Here is a 17,222-nt window from a genome sequence, read left to right on the forward strand (position 1 = left end):
TGGATCTCGACAGGCGTTGCAACCGTCATGACAGGGCATTTCGCCGACGCGATCCGCAATACCGCCGGCAGAAATGCCTCCAACCGCTTCATCCTACAAAAACGGCGGCGCTTGGCGCCGCCGTCTTCTGGACATTCCGGTCTCAGCCGCCGACCGCCGCCGCCACCTCGGCGGCAAAGTCGGTTTCCTCTTTCTCGATGCCCTCGCCGAGGCTGTAGCGCACGAAACCCGTCAGCGAAACGGGCGCGCCGACCCTGCCTTCGGCCTCCTTGAGAGCCTGGGCGACCGTCTTGGATGGATCGTGGATGAAGGCCTGGTCGAGAAGGCAGACCTCCTTGTAATACGTCTTGAGGCCGCTCTCGACGATCTTCTCGATCACGTTGGCCGGCTTGCCGGCATGCTTCTCGCCGAGGATTGCCTTCTCGCGCTCCACCGTCGCCGGATCGAGGCCCGCCGGGTCGAGCGCCAAGGGGCTCGCCGCAGCGATATGCATGGCGATCTGGCGGCCGAGCGCCGCGAGCTCATCGGTCTTGCCGGCCGAGTTGAGGCCGACGAGCACACCGATGCGGCCGAGGCCCTCGCCCGAGGCGTTGTGGATGTAGGAGGCGACGACGCCCTGCGGCACCGAGATGGAGGCGGCGCGGCGCAGCGTCATGTTCTCGCCGATGGTGGCGATAGCGTTGGCGATGGCGTCGGCGACCGTGCCCCCGCCCGGATAGGCCGCGGCCTTGATGGCCTCGACATCGTCGCCGACCGTAAGGCCGACACGGGCGATATTGGCGGCGAGCGCCTGGAACTGGTCGTTGCGCGCAACGAAGTCCGTCTCGGCATTCACCTCGACGACCACACCCTTGGCGCCGTCGATGGCGAGCGCGACAAGGCCCTCGGCCGCGACGCGGCCCGACTTCTTGGCGGCCTTGGCGAGACCCTTCTTGCGCAGCCAGTCGACCGCCGCCTCGACGTCACCGTTGGTCTCCGCGAGCGCCGTCTTGCAGTCCATCATGCCCGCGCCGGTCTTGTCGCGGAGCTCCTTGACCATCGCTGCGGTGATATTAGCCATTTCGTCCTCATAATCGTCGATGCGGCGCGGCCCGGCACCGAAGCGCCAGGCCGCACCATGCCCCGGACATCATCGTGCCGCTCAAGCGGCACGGAATTGCGAAGCGGTCAAACAGACTCGCTCAGGGTGCGGGCAAGCGCCACCCAGCCGTCGCGTTCGATGCGGCCGTTGAGCTTGAGCTCCGCGTCGAGCTTGGCGACATCGGCCTCGCCCATGGCGGCGATCTGCCAGTAATGGAAGATGCCGGCCTCGTTCAGGGTCTTCTCGAGCTGCGGACCAACGCCCGCGATCTTGGTGAGATCGTCGGGCGCACCGCGCGGGGCATCGAGCAGTTCGAAGGCCTCGCCCGCCTGCTCGATCTCCGCCGGCAAATCCTCGACCAGTGGAGCTTCGGAGGCGCCGATGTCGATGCCAAAATCGCCCTGGCTGCGCGAAATGCCGTCGATCGCCGCGCGGGCCACGAGATCGCAGTAGAGCGCGATGGCCCGACCCGCGTCATCGTTGGCCGGCACGGGATAGGTGATCCCGTCAGGATCGCAGTTCGTATCAACGATCGCGGCCACCGGGATGCCGAGGCGCTGCGCCTCCTTGATGGCGAGTTGCTCCTTGTTCGTGTCGATCACGAAGAGCAGGTTCGGCGTGCCGCCCATGTCCTTGATGCCGCCTAGGGCACGTTCGAGCTTGTCGCGCTCGCGCGACAGCATCAGACGCTCCTTCTTGGTCAGGCCCTGCGCGCCGCCGGCCAGCATCTCCTCGACCTTGCGCAGGCGCTGGATGGACGCCGAGATCGTCTTCCAGTTGGTCAGCATGCCGCCGAGCCAGCGGGAGTTGACATAGTACTGGGCCGAGCGCTTGGCCGCATCGGCGACGGCATCGGCCGCCTGGCGCTTGGTGCCGACCATCAGCACGCGACCGCCGGCCGCCACCGTGTCGGAGATCGCCTGCAGCGCACGGTAGAGCGCCGGCACCGTCTGGGCGAGGTCGATGATGTGGATGCCGTTGCGGGCGCCGAAGATGTAGGATTCCATCTTCGGGTTCCAACGGTGGGACTGGTGTCCGAAATGCGCGCCAGCCTCAAGCAGCTGACGCATCGAGAATTCAGGAAGCGCCATTACGATTTCTCCGGTTCAAGCCTCCGCGGAGTTGCGACCGACGCTGGCGTCGGCCACCGGATGCTCTTCGAGCGTTCTCCGCGTGTGGGATGGCGGCGCTTATACGGGCGCCGCGGCCGCGACGCAAGCCTCCGGGCGCTTCACGGCGTGGCAATTTTCGCGGGACCTCGTACCAAAGCGCGATGGCGGCAGGCATCAGCATTCCACCCTCGAGGGCGGATGCGTGGGAATGCGGGGATCGGGAGAGCAGGCGGCTCGGGATCAAGCGCCGGGCCCCGGCTCGCATTCCGTTCCGCCGCGTTTCCCTGCATCCGTCCGCGATCACGGTTCTCCCGGTCAGGCCCTCGTTTCCCGGCCCGCGTGCGCGCAGCGCGGGCGAGCGCCGGGAACCAGCGCATGGCCCGATACCCGTCAGGTTATCATCGCATGGCGGCATGACCCAGCACGTCCGGCCGCACTGCGCAGCGGCTATTGCAGCTCGACGTGCACCACGCCCGGCACGGCGCGCAGGGCGCCGGCGATCTGCGGGGTGGCGAGATAGCGCCCGGGCAGGCGCAGCTCCACCTCCTGCGCATTGTCGAGGATGAGCACCATCGACACTTCACCCTCGCCGCGCTGCTTCAGGCGCTCGCTGACGCTGGCGAGCGGGGCTTCGTCGCGTACATAGATGCGCATGCCTTTCTGATGCTGCGCGATCGCCTCATCGAGCGGCTCGACGGACTGGATGCGGGCGCGCACGTCCTCACCCTCGACGGAGGCCTGCACCACGAGCACCACCGCCCGCCCCGGCTCCAGGAGATCGCGGAAGCGCTGCAGCCCTTCGGAGAAGACGATGGCCTCGAAATGCCCGGTCTGGTCCGAGAGCGTGACGATGCCCATCTTGCTGCCGCTCTTGGTGCGCCGCTCAGTCCGGTCGAGCACCGTTGCCGCGAGCCGGCCCATGGTCGCACCGGCCTTGACCGCCTTGGCGAAATCCACCCAGCGCTGAACGCGCAGCCGCTCGAGCATCTCCTCGTAGCCGTCGAGCGGGTGGCCGGACAGGAAGAAGCCGACAGCGTCGTATTCCTTCTGCAGCCGCACGGCCGGAACCCACGGCTCATAGGGTGGGATGCGCAGCAGCTCGGGGCCGGCGGCTAGGCCGCCGAAAATGTCCGCCTGACCGTCGGTGGCCGCCGCCGCCATGCGCGATGCGAGCGCCATCATGGCATCGATCGCCGCCGTCGCGCGCGCCCGATCGGGCTCCAGCTCATCGAAAGCGCCCGCCGCGATCAGCGCTTCCAGGGTGCGCTTGTTGACGAGACGCGGATTGATGCGCGACGCAAAATCAGAAAGACTTGTGAAAGGCTTGTTGCCGCGTGCTGCAATGATGCTTTCGACCGCCTGACGTCCGACGCCCTTTGTCGCTGCAAGTGCGTAGCGGATGATTCCCGGGCCCACGCCGTCGTGGTCGACCTCGAAGGAGACGCCCGAGCGGTTGATGGACGGCGGCTCGACGCGAATGCCGAGGCGCTCGGCCTCGCGGCGGAATTCCGACAGCTTGTCCGTGTTGTCCATGTCGAGCGCCATGGAGGCGGCCAGGAACTCGACGGTGTAGTTGGCCTTGAGATAGCCCGTCTGGTAGGCGACGAGCGCATAGGCCGCCGCGTGGCTCTTGTTGAAGCCGTAGTCGGCGAACTTCGCGAGAAGGTCGAAGATTTCGTTGGCAAGGTCTTTCGTGAGGCCGTTTTTCAGCGCCCCCTCGACGAAGCGCACGCGCTGGGCGTCCATCTCGGCCTTGATCTTCTTGCCCATGGCTCGGCGCAAGAGATCGGCCTCGCCGAGCGAGTAGCCGGACAACGCCTGGGCCACCTGCATCACCTGCTCCTGATAGATGATGATGCCGAAAGTCTCCTTGAGGATCGGCTCCAGCTTCGGGTGCAGGTACCATTTCTCGGAGGCTTCGCCGCGCCCGTGTTTGCGGTCGCAATAGACCGGGATGTTGGCCATCGGGCCGGGCCGGTAGAGCGCGACGAGGGCGATGAGGTCCTCCAGCCGGTCGGCACGCATGTCGACGAGCGCCTTGCGCATGCCCGCACTTTCCACCTGGAACACGCCGACCGTCTCGCCGCGGCCGAGGAGTTCGAAGGTGGTGCGGTCGTCGAGCGGGATGCGCGACAGGTCGAGGTCGATGCCGCGCTGGCGCACGAAATTGACCGCCGTCGTCAGCACCGTCAGCGTCTTGAGGCCGAGGAAATCGAATTTCACGAGCCCCGCCTGCTCTACCCACTTCATGTTGAACTGGGTGACGCGCATGCCCGAGCGCGGATCGCGATAGAGTGGCACCAGTTCCTCGAGCGGCCGATCGCCGATGACGATGCCTGCGGCATGGGTCGAGGCGTGACGGTGCAGGCCTTCCAGCTTCTCGGCGATGGCCAGCATGCGGCCGACGACAGGCTCCTCCTCGGCGGCAGCCTGCAGGCGCGGCTCGTCCTCGATGGCCTTCTTGAGCGTCACCGGATTGGCCGGGTTCTGCGGCACGAGCTTGGTGAGCTTGTCGACCTGGCCATAGGGCATCTCCAGCACGCGGCCGACGTCGCGCATCACGCCGCGGGCGAGCAAGGTGCCGAAGGTGATGATCTGCGCGACCTTGTCCTCGCCGTAGCGCTTCTGGACGTAGCCGATCACCTCCTCGCGCCGGTCCTGGCAGAAGTCGATGTCGAAGTCCGGCATCGACACGCGCTCGGGGTTGAGGAAGCGCTCGAACAGCAGGCCGAAGCGCAGCGGATCGAGGTCGGTAATGGTAAGGGCATAGGCGACGAGCGAGCCCGCGCCCGAGCCGCGTCCCGGCCCGACGGGGATTTCGTGAGCCTTCGCCCATTTGATGAAGTCCGACACGATGAGGAAGTAGCCGGGATACTTCATGCGCTCGATGACCGATAGCTCGAAGTCCAGCCGCTCCTCGTAATCCGCCACCGTCAGGCCGGGCGCCGGGCCGTGCGCATCGAGGCGGCGCTTCAGACCCTCCACCGCCTGCCGGCGCAGCTCCGCACCCTCGTCGCTCTCGGCGCCCTCGGTGCCGGCGTCGAAGCGCGGCAGGATCGGCTTGCGCGTGCGGATGCGGTAGGCACAGCGCATGGCAATCTCGACGCTCGAAGACAGTGCTTCCGGCAAATCCGAAAATAGATCAGCCATTTGCGCGCGTGTCTTGAAGTCGTGTTGCGGCGTGACGCGCCGCCGGTTCTCGTCTGACAGGAGCCGCCCTGCTGCGATTGCCAGCAGCGCGTCATGGGCCTCGTAATCGTCCGGCTTGGCGAAGAAGGGCTCGTTGGTGGCGACGATCGGCAGACCGAGGTCATAGGCGAGCCGCAGCAGCTCAGGCTCGGCGGCAGCCTGCTCGGGCAGGCCGTGACGCTGCAATTCCACATAGAGCCGCCCGTCGAAGGCGCCGCGCAAGGCCTTGAGCCGCTTCTCGGCACTTTCGGACCGCCCCTCGCGGAGAGCTTGGTCGAGCGGCCCTCCGAAGCCGCCGGTCAGCGCGATGAGGCCCCGGCTGTTGGCGAGGACACGGTCGAGCGGCACATGCGGCTTCTCGTTGGGATCGGTTTCGAGATAGACCCAGCTCGTGAGCCGCATCAGGTTGCCGTATCCCACCTCGTCTTGGGCCAGCAGGACGAGGTGGGGATAGTCGCGGGCGTGGACGCTGCGCTGGGCCGGATCCTGTTCCTCGAAGGCAACCGACAGCTGCACACCGGCGATGGGCTGGATGCCAAGGCCCTTCAGCTTTTCCGAGAACTCCAATCCGCCAAAGAGGTTGTTGGTGTCGGTGAGGGCAAGCGCCGGCATCTTGTCGGCGGCGGCGAGCTTGCCGAGGGTCGTGACGGTCAGGGCGCTCTCGAGCAGCGAATAGGACGAGTGCACGTGAAGATGCACGAAGCCGACGCTGCTCAGGATGCTACCCATCGTTCGTTCCGTCCTCGTCCCTTCGGCCCCGGCGACTCGCTGCTGATCCATCCGATCGCTCGGAAGCGCCGCAGTATCGCCTTGACCGGTCGGCGCCGTCGAGGGTCGGCGTCCCACCGGCTGTGGACGGTCTTTCGATCAGACGGGAGGCGCGCTGGCAACCGTGGCCCAGACGCCGATCATGGTGACGAAGACGCCGAGCGATGCGATCTCGACAAGTGAGGTGACAACGGTCTTGAACATGTCTCGCTCCTCTTGTTCGTCTTATGTTCACAATTATTCACTTTTTGTTCAAGTCCCGGCGCGTGTTTGAGTCAATAAATCATTACCGTCGCCGGCGCTCCGTGCGGCGTGCCTTCAGGGATGGCGGCGCGAAGCAGCCGGAGCGCGGGCGCTCGCCTGCGCACGCGGTAGCAATCGGTTCGTGGTGACTGTCACCGAGGCACCCGACGCCTCGGCCACTCTCAAGACCGGCGGATCGCTGGCCCCTGGAACTGATAGCGCGATGTCGCGGGAACCGCCGTCAGATCGGCCATTGCGTCATCGGGCGCTGGACGCGCAGACGGTCCACCACCTCGCTGACGCCTGGCTCGTTCTCCGCCAGCACGCGCAGGGCATCACGTACGCGCTCGTCATCGACCGTGCCGTCGAGTTCGACCTTGCCGGCGTTGACCACGACGTCGAGGGAGGCGTTCGACACCCAGCCCTCGCGATCGACCTCTTCGAGGATGCGCCGGCGGATGTCCATGTCCTCGGCGGTCGCCTGCGCCGCGTCCTCCAGCCGGCGCGCAAGAACGCGCAGGAAATTGGCCCGGCTCACGATGCCGACAACCTTGCCGTCACGCACCACGGGCAGGCGCTTGAAGCCGCGTCGCTCCATCAGATCCACCGCATCGGTGAGCGGCGCGTCGGGGGCAACGCTCTGGGGGTCCTGCGTCATGACGTCCGACACCTTGCGGCCGTGGCTGCGCACGTAGTCCTCGGCTCGCGCAGCCGGATCCATGAGAAAGCTGAGCCAGCGCGGACGCCGGTGCTCGGTGCCGGTCTCAGCGCGCCGCAGCAGGTCGCGCTCGGTCACCATGCCGACGAGCCGCCCCTCCTTGTCGACGACGGGCACGCCGCTGATGCCATGATGAAGCATCAGTTGCGCCGCCTCGAGGACGGACGTGTCCGGATGTACCGTCGCCGCGCCCATGGTCATGATGTCGCCAACGTTCATCGTCCTGCCTCCTCATGCTCACTGCCATGACGCTCCGCCAAAAGCGGGCGTTCGTGAGACGCTCCGCCCTTCTCCCGGCTCGCTTGCCGTCTGTCCGGCGGCCTTGCTGTGGCACAGACGGGCCCGAAAAGCCTTGCGTTACATCAACGGCCGAACGGCTGCGCGGTTTCGACGCCAGGTTGCGGTCGATCAATGAGCGTCCCCGCGCAGGCGCGACTATCGGCACCATCACCGTTCGCCTTTGGAGATTCTCATGCAGCTTTCCCTCCCCCACGATGCCCTCGTCGTCGTGTGCGATGCCCGCAGGGCCCTCTTCCTGCGGAACGAGGGCGACGAGCTCTTCCCCAATCTTCAGGTCGAACGGCATGCCGAGGCTCCCGAGAACGGCGTCGATGCGGCTGCCGGCACGGACCGGCCCGGCCGCCGGCAGAATGCCGTTGGTCCGGCGAGTGCAGTCGAGAGTGCGGACCGGCACCGCGAGGCCAAGGTGCAGTTCGCAGAGGAGACGATGCGGACGCTTGAATCCCTTCACAAGGCGATGCAGCCGCCCGGCCTTGTGCTCGTGGCGCCGCCGCGCATGCTGGCGGCCTTGCGCGAATGTCTCGCCGATGACATGCGCGCGACGCTGCTGGCCGAGGTCGGCAAGGACCTGACCAAGCATCCGGTCTACGAGATCGAGCGGCTCCTGACGAACGCATGACCGATGGTGCCGGCCGCCCCGGGGACAGCCGAAGACCGCCCCTGTCGCTGCGACGCTCGCCCCCGTCCGTTAGCGACCGTTATTGCCCGGCCGCGTTGGCGCGGGCTCCGTCACGGAAACCGGGTCGGAGGCCGGGAAGGTTTCCTTAAGCCCCTCTTCGAGCTGTTCTTCGAGCCGCCGGCGCCTTTCGGCTTCGCGGGAGGCCGGCTTCTCCGGCGGCCTTCCCTTCGGTGTCTCGGCATTCGATGATTCTTTCATCGACAACTCCTCTTGCTGGTTATTTGCACGCCCGCCGTTCGCTCCAAGCGAAGCGGCGAGCCACCGGTCGACAGTCTCGGCGAGCGCAACAAGCTTCGGCGCGACCGTCACCGGATAGGCGGGCGCCGGATCGAGCCCGCGCAGATCGTCCGGCAGGTGGGACAGGGCCTCGGCCGCATAAGCCCGTATCGCGGCCAGGGACGGTTGCGGCGCGATGCGCCTGCCATGGCGCATGACGGGCACGAGCAGCGGTGTGCCGGGCTGGTCATCGTCCAGCACGGAGAGGATGTCGCCGGCAGGCCGCCCGTCCGCGCCATGGCTGCGCCAGACCTGCTTGCGGCCGGGCCAGGTAGCCTTACCGGCCGACAGCTTGCGCCGGGCGACGCCGGCGTATTCCTGCAGCTTGTAGGCGCAGTCGAGCGCCGGTGCATCGGCGGAGGTCGTCAGGCTGGTGCCGATGCCAAAACCGTCGATGGGAGCGCCGGCCGCCAGCATGGCTGCGATCGCCTCCTCGTCGAGGCCGCCGCTGGCGAAGATGGTCACGTCCGGCAGGCCGCCGTCGTCGAGGATCTGCCGCACGGCGCGCGACAGGGCGACGAGGTTGCCGCTGTCGAGGCGCACACCCTTGATGGCGATGCCCTTGGCCCGCAGCCGCGGCGCGAGCTCCACGACCTTCCGCGCGGCCGCCTCGGTGTCGTAGGTGTCGATCAGCAGCACGAGGCCCTCGGGCCGGGAGCAGGCGAAAGCCTCGAAGGCGGCCACCTCGTCCTCATGCGCCTGCACGAAGGAATGGGCCATGGTGCCGAACGAGGGAATGCCGAACAGACGGCTGGCGAGGAGCGTCGCGGTGCCGGCAAAGCCGGCGAGATAGCTCGCCCGTGCGGCAAGAAGCCCCGCCTCCATCCCGTGCGCCCGCCGCAGGCCGAAATCGACGAGGAGCTTGCCTGGCGCCGCGAGCACCATGCGCGCCGCCTTCGATGCGATGAGGCTCTGAAAGTGCAGGAGATTGAGGAGGCGGGTTTCGACGAGTTGGGCCTCGGGCAACGGAGCCACCACGCGCAGGATCGGCTCGTTCGGGAAGAAGACAGTGCCTTCCGGCACCGCATCGACATCGCCGGTGAAGTGCAGCGCGCGCAACTGCCTGAGAAACGCCGGCGAGAAACGCCCGCTTTCACCGAGCCATGCGATCTCGTCATCCGTGAATCGCAGGTTCTCGAGATAGTCGAGCGCCTGCTCGAGCCCCGCTGCGACAAGGAAATTGCGCCGCGGCGGCAGCTTGCGGACGAAAAACTCGAACACCGCCGTCCGCGTTCGGCCATGCTCCAGATAGGCCTGGATCATGTTCAACTGGTAGAGGTCTGTGAGCAGGGCACCCGCAGCGTCCATCCGCACACCTCGGACAGGCTTCTCACGGACGACCTGCCTTGCGGCAACCGGTGCGATGCCTGCTGGCGGCCCGCCGCACCGGCCCCGAAGGTGCCCATGACTGGCGACGATGACGCCGAGCACGCCATCTCGCCTTGATCGACGTCAACGCCGCCGGCGAGGCGGTCTATAACCTTACCGCATGTTCGCGCCTTCGACACCGCGTCTCACGGCCGAGACCGCGCCGGATGTTCCGTTTGCGGACAAGGTGCGTTTCCTCAGTCAGCCGGAGTGTCTTGCCCTGCCCGCCAGCACCGTCGAGGCGCGCGAGACGCACATGTCCTGGCTGTTCCTGACCGAGCGGCACGTCTACAAGCTCAAGAAGCCCGTGCGGTCCGCCTGTCTCGATTTTTCGACTACCGACCGGCGGGCTGCGGCCTGCCGCACCGAGTTGGCGCTGAACCGCCGCCTTGCGCCCGACGTCTATCTGGATGTCATGCCGCTCAGGCGGACGCCGGACGGCCTGTCCTTCGGCGCGGTCGGAACGATCGTCGACTGGCTCGTCCTCATGCGCCGTCTCGACGAGCGCCATACCCTCGAGACCCACGCCCGCGAGCAGCACCTGACGCGGGCGGACGCAGAGCGCCTCGCCGCTCGGCTCGCGACATTCTACCGGCGGGTTCGCCGCCTTCCCGTCGCCCCCGCCGTGCATCTGGCGCGCTGGCGGCGAGCCTTGCTCGAGAACGAGCAGCTCCTGCGCGATCCGCGCTTTCACCTCCCGGAAGGCACGATCGCGCGCATCTGCCGCGCGCAGCGCGCCTTCCTTGCCCGACGACCGGGCATTCTTGTCCGGCGGGCGCGCCGGGTCGTGGAGGCGCATGGGGATCTCAGACCCGAGCACATTTGGCTGACCGATCCCGTTATCGTCATCGACTGCCTCGAGTTTTCGGAACCGCTGCGTGCGCTCGACCCGCTCGACGAAATCGCCTTCCTCCATCTCGAATGCGAGCGGCTTGGCGTTGGCTGGGCAGGAGAAGCGCTGCGGCACCGCCTCGCGCGTCTGCTCGGCGACCGCCGTGGCAACGGCCTCTTCCTGTTCTATCGCAGCTACCGGGCCCTGCTGCGGGCGCGCCTCGCCATCACCCACCTTCTCGATGCCGAGCCCCGCACGCCGGAGAAATGGCCACCCCTCGCGCGCACCTACATCGATCTTGCCCTTGCCGATGCAGGACGGCTCGAGCGCATTCTCAATAGACGAACAGATCGGCGAGTGCCTGGCCGGTGTGCAGCCGCGCGATCGCCTCGGCGATGAGCGGCGCAACGGGCACGACGTCGAGCTTGTCGCGTACAGGCCCTTGCGGCAGCCGGAACGGCGGCACGCTGTCGCTCGACACGACACGATCGATGGCGGGATCTGCGAGCGCCGTCTCGGCGCCCGGCATGAACAGGCCGTGCGTCACGCAGGCGATGACGCTCCGTGCGCCGCCCGCCCGGGCTGCCTTCGCGGCACGCGCCAATGTGCCGCCCGTGCTGACGAGGTCGTCCACGATGATGCAGGTCGCGCCCGCGACCTCGCCGACGAAAAGATCCCCAGAGACGATGCCGCCGCTGCGCCGCTTCTCGGCGAAAGCCTTGCCCGCCGCGCGGCCCGTCACCGCTTCCAGCACCTCGCGGAACAGATCAGCCCGCTTGCCGCCGCCGAGATCGGGCGAGACAACGCACAGCGGCTCCGTTGCAAGGCCCGCGGCGAGGTGGCGGACGAGCAGCGGGGCCGCCGAAAGCGCCACCGTCGGCAGACGGAAGGCGTTCTCGAAGGCGGTTTCGTTGTGCACGTCGAGCGCGACGACCGCATCGGTCCCCATGGCCTCGAAAAGGCCGGCGACATAGCGCGTGATGACGGGATCGAGCGCCTTGGTGCGCCTGTCCTTGCGCGCATAGCAGAGATAGGGCGTGACGGCCGTGACGCGCGCTGCGCCTGCATCCTTGAGGGCGCCGATGAAGAAGAGGAGCCTGCACAGCTTGTCGTTGGCGCTTCCATCCGGGCCGCCATGCAGCGAGTGGATAACATAGACATCGGCACCGGCAACGGGCTCGAGCGGCCGCGCCTTGTGCTCGCCGTCCTCGAAATCCCGCTCCTCGTGCCGGGCCAGCTCCTGCCCGATAAGGCGCGCGACCGCGTGCCCGAGATCCTGCGAGCCGACAAGCGCAAAGATCTTCAGCCGGTCGGTCGCAACGGACCGTACATCGGCGGGTGACCAAATCGTGGCTGGCGGCATCGCGAGCCTCCTATCGACCATCGCGGGCAACCCAGAGTTCACCCCGCTTGACATAGGAACGCTTGACGGCCGCCCATGCAATGCGATGGGCGATTTCCTCCCGCCGGGGGTCATCTGAATGATCGGCGAAGGCACGGTTGAAGGCCGTCCGATAGATGTCCTGTGCATGCGCCGGCAGATGCGCGCGCACGGCCGGCGGCAGGTCGCTGTTGTCGCGGTACGGCATGGCAACCTCGCGCGATGCCGCAAGGATCAGAGGTGCTCGCTCTCCATGTCACTGCAAGACAGGCCGAACTGCGACAGCCCCTCCTCCAGATAGTCGGCAAGCAGCGGGATTCCCATGAGGTAGCGGGCCGTGCGGGTGTTATGCGCGCGCTCGGCTTCGGCCCGCAGGTCCACCCAGCCGTCGAGGCCGGCATCGCCGCGCCCCAGCCAGGCCAGTGCCACGAGATCGATCTGCTCATCCTCGTTGAGCGCGGCAATGGCAGCGGCGAGCTCGGCCGCCACGGGATCGTCGCGATGGTCCTCCAGCACCGAGCGCATGCCGTCATCACTGGCGTTCGAGGCAGGGTGCGGCTCGGTGACGTCGTCCTTCACGTCGAACTGGCGCGCCTTGATGATGATGAAGCAGACCTTGTCCAGTGCAATGGAGAGATTCGGCGGCCTCGGCATGGTGTGGCTCCCCGATTCCGCAGACGACGGTGCCTGCAGGTCCCCACCAGCATGTGTCCTATCTTGCAGCCAGCCATTGCGCAGAATCAATGGCGCAATATGTGCCGTCCCCTCAGTCGAGGCTGACCACGAGGCCGTCGCGGATGGTGACGCGGCGGTCCATGCGTGCGGCAAGGTCGAGATTATGGGTCGCGATGACCGCCGCGAGGCGCGAGGCACGCACCAGCGCGACCAGCATCGAAAAGACGTAGTCCGACGTCTTCGGATCGAGATTGCCGGTCGGCTCGTCGGCGAGGAGCACCCGCGGCGCATTGGCCACGGCGCGGGCGATGGCGACGCGCTGCTGCTCGCCACCGGAGAGCTCCGCCGGCCGGTGGACAAGGCGCTCGCCGAGGCCGAGGAAGCTCAGCACCTCGGCGGCGCGGGCCTCCGCCTCCCGGCGCGCCAAGCCGCGGATGAGCTGTGGCAGGGCGACATTCTCGAGCGCCGAGAACTCCGGCAGCAGGTGGTGGAACTGGTAGACGAAACCGATATCGAGGCGCCTCAGGCGCGTGCGTCCGGCATCGTCGAGCTCCGTCGTCGGCTCGCCGCCGACGTAGACCTCGCCGCTATCGGGATGCTCCAGGAGGCCGGCGATGTGCAACAGCGTCGACTTGCCTGTGCCGGACGGCGCGACCAGCGCGACGATCTCGCCTGGCCACACGGCGAGGTCCGCGCCGCGCAGGATGTCGAGCATCGTCTCGCCCTGGGGGTAACGGCGTTCGATCTTGGAGAGGAACAGGGCCGGCGTCTGGGGCGTCGTCATGCCGTCTCACCCGTAGCGAAGGGCTTCGACGGGGTCGAGGCGCGCCGCCCGCCAGCTCGGGTAGAGCGTTGCCACGAGCGACAGGACGATCGCCATGAGCACCACGGTCGTCACCTCGCCCGGGTCGATCTCGGCCGGCAGGCGGCTGAGGAAGTAGAGTTCGGCCGGGAAGAGGTTGGAACTCGTCAGCTGCGACAGGAAACTGCGGATCGCCTCCACGTTCCACGCGAGCGTCAGGCCGAGCAGGAAGCCGGCGAGCGTGCCCACGATGCCGATGGAGGCGCCAGTGATGAGGAAGACCCGCATCACGGAGCCGCGCGTCGCCCCCATCGTGCGCAGGATGGCGATGTCCTCGCTCTTGTCCTTCACCAGCATGATGAGGCCCGAGACGATGTTGAGGGCCGCCACCAGCACGATCAGCGTCAGGATGAGGAACATCACGTTGCGCTCGACCTCGAGCGCACCGAAGAAGGTGCGGTTCCGCTGGCGCCAGTCGGTGATCATGATCGGCCGGCCCGCGGCTTCTTCGATGCGCGGGCGCATGGCGCCGACATCATCGGCATTGTTCAGGAAGACCTCGATGACGCTGACGTCGCCGTCCCGGTTGAAATAGGCCTGCGCCTCGCCGAGCGGCATGTAGACGAAGGTGTTGTCGAACTCGGACATGCCGATCTCGAACACCGCGACGATGGGGTAGGCCTTGATCCGCGGCGCGGTGCCGAAGGCCGTCGCGGCGCCGCGCGGCGAGACGATGGTGAGTGAATCGCCGACACGAAGGCCGAGATATTCGGCCATGCGCCGGCCGATAGCGACGCCGCCCTTCTCGTCGAAATCGCGCAGGGTGCCCTGCCGGATGGTATCGGCGATGAAGGGAATGCTGGCGATGTCGGCCTCGCGCACCCCGCGCACCAGAGCGCCGCCGGAGGCCGCGGTGGAGGAGACGAGCGCCTGGCCCTCCACCATCGGCACGACGAGCTTCACCCCCGAGAGGTCGGCGAGCCGCTTCGACACGGCGTCGAAATCGGTCAGCGGGGAATCGATCGGCTGGATGAACATGTGGCCGTTCACGCCGACGATCTTGTCGAGCAGCTCCTTGCGGAAGCCGTTCATCACCGACATCACGACGATCAGCGTCGCAACCCCGAGCATGATGCCGAGGAAGGAGAAGCCGGCGATGACGGAGATGAAGCCCTCGCGCCGGCGCGCCCGCAGATAGCGGGCCGCCAGCAGCCACTCGAAGAGCGCAAAGGGTCTCGTCGAACCGCTCTCGGCCGCGCGTCCGCTCATGCCGCTCCCCGCCCCTGCCTCGCCGTCAGCCCGCGATCCGCGTCACGGCATCCTCGATCGACAGAAGCTCGCGCTCGCCCGTGGCGCGGCGCTTCACCTCCACCTTGCCGTCGGCAAGCCCCTTGGGGCCGACGAGGATCTGCCACGGCATGCCGACGAGGTCGGCCGTCGCGAACTTGGCTCCGGGACGCTCGTCCCGGTCGTCGTACAGCACGTCGAGGCCGCGCAGGGCGAGCGCCCGATGGAGATGCGCGCAGGCCTCGTCCGTCGCTGTGTCACCGACCTTGATGTTGATGAGCGAGACGTCGAAAGGCGCGATCGGATCCGGCCAGACGATGCCGGCCTCGTCGTGGCTGGCCTCGATGATGGCGGCGACGAGCCGCGACGGGCCGATGCCGTAGGAGCCCATGTGCACGGGATGCTCCCTGCCGTCCGGCCCGGTCACCGTCGCCTTCATCGGCAGGGAGTATTTCGTGCCGAAATAGAAGATGTGGCCGACCTCGATGCCACGCGCCGACACCTTCCGGTCATTCGGAATAGCAGCGAAGGCGGCCTCGTCGTGCTTCTCGGAGGTCGCGGCGTAGAGCGACGTCCACTTGTCGACGATCGACTGAAGGCCGGCGACGTCGTCGAAATCCGTGTCCGCGGCCGGGATCGGAAAGTCGAGGAAGTCGCGGTGGCAGAACACCTCGCTCTCGCCCGTCGAGGCCAGGATGATGAACTCGTGGCTGAGGTCACCGCCGATCGGGCCCGTATCCGCCTGCATGGGGATGGCCTTGAGGCCGAGGCGGGCGAAGGTGCGCAGGTAGGCGACGAACATCCTGTTGTAGGAATGGCGCGCGCCGGCCTGGTCGATGTCGAAGGAATAGGCATCCTTCATCAGGAATTCGCGCGAGCGCATGGTGCCGAAGCGCGGCCGGATCTCGTCCCGGAACTTCCACTGGATGTGATAGAGATTGAGCGGCAGGTCCTTGTAGGAGCGCACGTAGGACCGGAAGATGTCCGTGATCATCTCCTCGTTCGTCGGCCCGTAGAGCATCTCGCGCTCGTGCCGGTCGGTGATGCGCAGCATCTCCTTGCCGTAGGCGTCATAGCGCCCCGATTCACGCCACAGATCGGCCGACTGGATGGTCGGCATCAGGAGTTCGACGGCGCCGGAACGGTTCTGTTCCTCCCGTACGATTGCCGCAATCTTGTTCAGGACCTTGAGGCCGATCGGCAGCCAGGAATAGATCCCCGCTGATTGCTGCCGGATGAGTCCTGCCCGCAGCATCAGGCGATGGGAAACGATCTCCGCCTCTTTGGGATCTTCGCGGAGCGTGGGCAGGAAATAGCGGCTGAGACGCATGAGAAACCGGCAACGGGCTTGTGTGGAAAGGGAAGCGAGTCGTCCGCTGAGACAACACCGCCGCACGGCAAAAGACAAGGCTGGCTTTGCGACTCACCGACCAACGCACCGCCATTCGGCCCATGTGTGACAACACCATGCAAAAAATGCGGGCAGCCCCTGCACAAATGGGTGACAAGTGGTGAACGATCGACTATGCATTGTTACCCGATCGAAAGTCCCCGCCGCCATTCACAGAGTGGGGAACTGCGGTCCAGGTCTCGGGAGGAAGCCCAGGCGACGTCGAGAGGTGCGAGAGCACCCCGTTGTTCCGAATGAACAGGCGTTACGGGTTCGAGAGAAACTCCAACAGCAAGGCGTCAGCCTTGCTTTTTTGTTGGAAGACACGGTTTCACGCGCAACCAACCGCGTTTCCTACCCCCTTATGTCACAGTTCGATGAGCGCCAGCGCGACCTTCACGAGCGCGAGGACGATGGCCGAGACGACGGTGGTCGCCAGCACCTTCTTGAGGAGTCGGGGCTTCGCCGGCGCGCCGGGCTCCGTGCCGCTCGTCACCTCGCCCGATTCCAACTGGCTGCGCACGCCAAAGGGCAGGACAGCGAACAGAACCGTCCACCAGATGATGAAATAGAGGGCCAGCCAGGTCGCAATGGTCATCGGGTCTACCCGCTCCGCTTGGGTTCTCGGCAATGGAGACGGATCCACCGATCAGGTTGAAGCAACCCGACGGGTCCGGATCTAGGACGGTCGCTCAGGCCTGTTCCAGCTCGACGAGCGTACCGCAGAAGTCCTTGGGGTGGAGAAAGAGCACAAGCTTGCCGTGCGCGCCGATCTTCGGTTCGCCGCTGCCGAGCACGCGCGCGCCCTTCTCCACCAGCCGGTCGCGCGCGGCGATGATGTCGTCTACCTCGTAGCAGATGTGGTGGATGCCACCATCGGCATTGCGCTCGAGGAAGCGGGCAATCGGGGAATCGGCGCCCAGAGGCTCCAGCAGCTCGATCTTGGTGTTCGGCAGTTCGATGAATACCGTGGTGACGCCATGCTCCGGCTGCGGAACGGCCGGCGACAGGCGTGCTCCGAGGGTGTCCCGGTAGACGGCGCAGGCGCTTTCGAGATTGCGGACAGCGATGGCGACGTGGTTGAGGCGGCCGATCATGAGGCTCTCCCGGCTGACGGAACC

15 protein-coding genes and 1 pseudogene are annotated in these 17,222 nt (G+C 66.8%); 2 read left to right on the forward strand and 14 right to left on the reverse strand.

The window, feature by feature from the left end:
- Window positions 1-142: 142 nt before the first annotated feature.
- The 4 genes from tsf to ASC46_RS05795 all read right to left on the reverse strand — a co-directional run bounded on the left by tsf (window position 143) and on the right by ASC46_RS05795 (window position 7,330).
- Complete coding sequence (tsf, locus tag ASC46_RS05780) at window positions 143-1,060, reverse strand: translation elongation factor Ts (protein WP_055458325.1); 918 nt, start codon at window positions 1,058-1,060, stop codon at window positions 143-145.
- A gap of 107 nt (window positions 1,061-1,167) precedes the next feature.
- Window positions 1,168-2,172, reverse strand: a complete 1,005-nt coding sequence (locus ASC46_RS05785) for a 30S ribosomal protein S2 (protein WP_055458326.1) — start codon at window positions 2,170-2,172, stop codon at window positions 1,168-1,170.
- Window positions 2,173-2,640: 468 nt separating this feature from the next.
- Entirely contained in the window at window positions 2,641-6,111 is a 3,471-nt protein-coding gene (dnaE, locus tag ASC46_RS05790) for a DNA polymerase III subunit alpha (RefSeq protein WP_055458327.1), read from the reverse strand.
- Between the two features lie 523 nt (window positions 6,112-6,634).
- On the reverse strand, window positions 6,635-7,330 hold the full coding sequence (locus tag ASC46_RS05795) for a CBS domain-containing protein (RefSeq protein ID WP_055458328.1): 696 nt from the start codon (window positions 7,328-7,330) through the stop codon (window positions 6,635-6,637).
- Between the two features lie 253 nt (window positions 7,331-7,583).
- Here ASC46_RS05795 and ASC46_RS05800 point away from each other — a divergent pair, with 253 nt between their 5' ends.
- The gene (locus ASC46_RS05800) at window positions 7,584-8,030 is read left to right on the forward strand and encodes a host attachment protein (protein WP_063186295.1); all 447 of its coding nucleotides are present in this window, start codon (window positions 7,584-7,586) and stop codon (window positions 8,028-8,030) included.
- Between the two features lie 69 nt (window positions 8,031-8,099).
- Here the strand turns inward: ASC46_RS05800 and ASC46_RS21690 are convergent, their stop codons facing one another.
- Both ASC46_RS21690 and ASC46_RS05805 read right to left on the reverse strand, forming a co-directional pair.
- The gene (locus ASC46_RS21690) at window positions 8,100-8,288 is read right to left on the reverse strand and encodes a hypothetical protein (protein WP_169790089.1); all 189 of its coding nucleotides are present in this window, start codon (window positions 8,286-8,288) and stop codon (window positions 8,100-8,102) included.
- Between the two features lie 69 nt (window positions 8,289-8,357).
- A pseudogene (locus ASC46_RS05805) lies at window positions 8,358-9,674 on the reverse strand (nicotinate phosphoribosyltransferase); the annotation flags it as partial.
- A gap of 181 nt (window positions 9,675-9,855) precedes the next feature.
- On the opposite strand from ASC46_RS05805, the gene ASC46_RS05810 reads away from it, so the two are divergent.
- A complete protein-coding gene (locus tag ASC46_RS05810; protein ID WP_055458330.1) occupies window positions 9,856-10,965 on the forward strand; it encodes a hypothetical protein in 1,110 nt (369 codons plus the stop codon).
- On the opposite strand, the gene ASC46_RS05815 is transcribed toward ASC46_RS05810, so the two are convergent.
- The 8 genes from ASC46_RS05815 to mce all read right to left on the reverse strand — a co-directional run bounded on the left by ASC46_RS05815 (window position 10,901) and on the right by mce (window position 17,198).
- The gene (locus tag ASC46_RS05815; RefSeq protein ID WP_055458331.1) at window positions 10,901-11,929 is read right to left on the reverse strand and encodes a ribose-phosphate diphosphokinase; all 1,029 of its coding nucleotides are present in this window, start codon (window positions 11,927-11,929) and stop codon (window positions 10,901-10,903) included. The genes ASC46_RS05810 and ASC46_RS05815 overlap by 65 nt on opposite strands.
- A gap of 10 nt (window positions 11,930-11,939) precedes the next feature.
- Complete coding sequence (locus ASC46_RS05820) at window positions 11,940-12,155, reverse strand: ChaB family protein (protein WP_055458332.1); 216 nt, start codon at window positions 12,153-12,155, stop codon at window positions 11,940-11,942.
- Window positions 12,156-12,181: 26 nt separating this feature from the next.
- Entirely contained in the window at window positions 12,182-12,601 is a 420-nt protein-coding gene (locus tag ASC46_RS05825) for a DUF3775 domain-containing protein (RefSeq protein ID WP_055458333.1), read from the reverse strand.
- A 112-nt stretch (window positions 12,602-12,713) separates the two neighbouring features.
- Window positions 12,714-13,406: an ABC transporter ATP-binding protein gene (locus ASC46_RS05830; RefSeq protein WP_055458334.1), complete on the reverse strand. Its 693-nt coding sequence runs from the start codon at window positions 13,404-13,406 to the stop codon at window positions 12,714-12,716.
- Window positions 13,407-13,412: 6 nt separating this feature from the next.
- Window positions 13,413-14,693: a lipoprotein-releasing ABC transporter permease subunit gene (locus tag ASC46_RS05835; RefSeq protein WP_055458335.1), complete on the reverse strand. Its 1,281-nt coding sequence runs from the start codon at window positions 14,691-14,693 to the stop codon at window positions 13,413-13,415.
- A 25-nt stretch (window positions 14,694-14,718) separates the two neighbouring features.
- Window positions 14,719-16,041: a proline--tRNA ligase gene (gene proS / locus ASC46_RS05840; protein ID WP_055458336.1), complete on the reverse strand. Its 1,323-nt coding sequence runs from the start codon at window positions 16,039-16,041 to the stop codon at window positions 14,719-14,721.
- Between the two features lie 427 nt (window positions 16,042-16,468).
- Window positions 16,469-16,699, reverse strand: a complete 231-nt coding sequence (locus tag ASC46_RS05845) for a DUF1467 family protein (RefSeq protein WP_055458337.1) — start codon at window positions 16,697-16,699, stop codon at window positions 16,469-16,471.
- A gap of 94 nt (window positions 16,700-16,793) precedes the next feature.
- The gene (gene mce, locus ASC46_RS05850; RefSeq protein ID WP_055458338.1) at window positions 16,794-17,198 is read right to left on the reverse strand and encodes a methylmalonyl-CoA epimerase; all 405 of its coding nucleotides are present in this window, start codon (window positions 17,196-17,198) and stop codon (window positions 16,794-16,796) included.
- Between the last annotated feature and the right edge of the window lie 24 nt (window positions 17,199-17,222).

Origin of the sequence: Chelatococcus sambhunathii (genome assembly GCF_001418005.1) — a bacterium.
GTDB classification, from domain to species: Bacteria; Pseudomonadota; Alphaproteobacteria; order Rhizobiales; family Beijerinckiaceae; genus Chelatococcus_A; species Chelatococcus_A sambhunathii.

Bases quoted from the DNA above. Each gene is read 5' to 3' on its own strand.
- tsf (WP_055458325.1), bottom strand. From the start codon at position 1,060: ATGGCTAATATCACCGCAGCGATGGTCAAGGAGCTCCGCGACAAGACC.
- ASC46_RS05785 (WP_055458326.1), bottom strand. From the start codon at position 2,172: ATGGCGCTTCCTGAATTCTCGATGCGTCAGCTGCTTGAGGCTGGCGCG.
- dnaE (WP_055458327.1), bottom strand. From the start codon at position 6,111: ATGGGTAGCATCCTGAGCAGCGTCGGCTTCGTGCATCTTCACGTGCAC.
- ASC46_RS05795 (WP_055458328.1), bottom strand. From the start codon at position 7,330: ATGAACGTTGGCGACATCATGACCATGGGCGCGGCGACGGTACATCCG.
- ASC46_RS05800 (WP_063186295.1), top strand. From the start codon at position 7,584: ATGCAGCTTTCCCTCCCCCACGATGCCCTCGTCGTCGTGTGCGATGCC.
- ASC46_RS21690 (WP_169790089.1), bottom strand. From the start codon at position 8,288: ATGAAAGAATCATCGAATGCCGAGACACCGAAGGGAAGGCCGCCGGAG.
- ASC46_RS05810 (WP_055458330.1), top strand. From the start codon at position 9,856: ATGTTCGCGCCTTCGACACCGCGTCTCACGGCCGAGACCGCGCCGGAT.
- ASC46_RS05815 (WP_055458331.1), bottom strand. From the start codon at position 11,929: ATGCCGCCAGCCACGATTTGGTCACCCGCCGATGTACGGTCCGTTGCG.
- ASC46_RS05820 (WP_055458332.1), bottom strand. From the start codon at position 12,155: ATGCCGTACCGCGACAACAGCGACCTGCCGCCGGCCGTGCGCGCGCAT.
- ASC46_RS05825 (WP_055458333.1), bottom strand. From the start codon at position 12,601: ATGCCGAGGCCGCCGAATCTCTCCATTGCACTGGACAAGGTCTGCTTC.
- ASC46_RS05830 (WP_055458334.1), bottom strand. From the start codon at position 13,406: ATGACGACGCCCCAGACGCCGGCCCTGTTCCTCTCCAAGATCGAACGC.
- ASC46_RS05835 (WP_055458335.1), bottom strand. From the start codon at position 14,693: ATGAGCGGACGCGCGGCCGAGAGCGGTTCGACGAGACCCTTTGCGCTC.
- proS (WP_055458336.1), bottom strand. From the start codon at position 16,041: ATGCGTCTCAGCCGCTATTTCCTGCCCACGCTCCGCGAAGATCCCAAA.
- ASC46_RS05845 (WP_055458337.1), bottom strand. From the start codon at position 16,699: ATGACCATTGCGACCTGGCTGGCCCTCTATTTCATCATCTGGTGGACG.
- mce (WP_055458338.1), bottom strand. From the start codon at position 17,198: ATGATCGGCCGCCTCAACCACGTCGCCATCGCTGTCCGCAATCTCGAA.